A 1,320-nucleotide genomic window follows, 5' to 3' on the forward strand; every position below is an offset into this window, starting at 1 on the left:
GCCCGTAGGCTGGGCGCATGCTGAGTGTGGGACTGACGGGCGGGATCGGCGCCGGCAAGAGCGAGGTGTCGCGGCTGCTGGACAAGCTGGGCGCGGTGATCGTCGACGCGGACCGGATCGCCCGCGAGGTGGTCGAGCCCGGCACACCGGGGCATGCGGCGGTGGTCGCCGAGTTCGGCGACGAGGTGCTGCTGCCCGACGGCCACCTGGACCGTCCGGCCCTCGGCCGGATCGTCTTCGGCGATCCGCAGCGGCTCGCCGCGCTCAACGCGATCGTGCACCCGCTGGTCGGGGCGCGGTCGGCGGAGCTGCAGGAGGCCGCGCCGGAGGACGCGGTCATCGTGCACGACGTGCCGCTGCTCGTGGAGAACGGGCTGGCGCCGCTGTACGACGCGGTGGTCGTCGTGGACGCCGCCGACGAGACCCGCCTGGAGCGGCTGGTCCGGACGCGCGGCATGAGTGAGGACGAGGCGCGTTCCCGCATGGCGGCCCAGGCCGACCGCGCGCAGCGGCTCGCCGTCGCCGACTTCGTGATCGACAACAACGGCCCGCTGGCGGAACTGGAGGCCCAGGTCCACGACGTGTGGCGGCGGCTTCTCGACCGGCGGACGGACTGAGGGGCGCACGCCGCCGCCGTCGGGAATGCGCGCCGCGGCTCGATGGTTGACGTCGGGGTAAGGAGGCGCAGTATGGCCAGCACGCCCGAGACGCACATCATCGACTACCGAGCCGCCGAGCACCTGCTGAACGCCAGGGACCCGCGCGGCGCCATCCAACTGCTGGACACGGTCATCGAGGCCCACCCCGAGCACCTCGGGGCCCGTCTGCTGCGGGCGCGGGCCTACTTCCTCGGTGCCCGGCTAGGGGCCGCCGAGCGGGAGTTCCGACACGTGGTCGAGCGCGAGCCGGCCAACGCCTACGCGCACTTCGCGCTCGCCCGGACGTTGGAGCGGGCCAACCGGCCGGACGAGGCCCGAAGGCACTTCCGGCTCGCCGCCGCGCTCGACCCCCGGCCGGACTTCGTCGCCGCCGCGGCTTTCGACACCCCGCCGGGCAGCGCTCGGGACTGACGGACACCGGCGCCGTGGGGCCGCCGTCCGAACCGGTGTGATCACGGTTCGGGCGGCGGCCCTTGGCCGTGCCCGGCCTCGGTGGGTGTGAGGGCGTGCGCCGGCAGCCGGGGCGTCGGGCGGCGCGCACCCGTGCCCACGGTGGTACGCGGCGGGCGGCGCGTAGCGGAAGGCGCCCTGTGCCGCTGAGCAGCGGTGGCTTAGGATCACGCGGGGGCGTGCCCCCGTGCCCCGCCCGAACGCGCCCCGT

2 protein-coding genes are annotated in these 1,320 nt (G+C 75.2%); both read left to right on the plus strand.

Going from position 1 to position 1,320, the window contains the following annotated elements:
* The first annotated feature begins 17 nt into the window (after positions 1-17).
* Positions 18-617, plus strand: a complete 600-nt coding sequence (coaE, locus tag FNX44_RS26940; RefSeq protein ID WP_143651576.1) for a dephospho-CoA kinase — start codon at positions 18-20, stop codon at positions 615-617.
* A 72-nt stretch (positions 618-689) separates the two neighbouring features.
* Positions 690-1,070: a tetratricopeptide repeat protein gene (locus tag FNX44_RS26945; protein ID WP_143651577.1), complete on the plus strand. Its 381-nt coding sequence runs from the start codon at positions 690-692 to the stop codon at positions 1,068-1,070.
* The last annotated feature ends 250 nt before the right edge of the window (positions 1,071-1,320 follow it).

This window comes from Streptomyces alkaliterrae, from assembly GCF_007097205.2.
In the GTDB taxonomy this organism is placed as follows: domain Bacteria; phylum Actinomycetota; class Actinomycetes; order Streptomycetales; family Streptomycetaceae; genus Streptomyces; species Streptomyces alkaliterrae.

What these genes read in the sequence shown, in the direction of transcription:
- coaE (WP_143651576.1), top strand. Translation starts at nt 18, where the DNA reads ATGCTGAGTGTGGGACTGACGGGCGGGATCGGCGCCGGCAAGAGCGAG.
- FNX44_RS26945 (WP_143651577.1), top strand. Translation starts at nt 690, where the DNA reads ATGGCCAGCACGCCCGAGACGCACATCATCGACTACCGAGCCGCCGAG.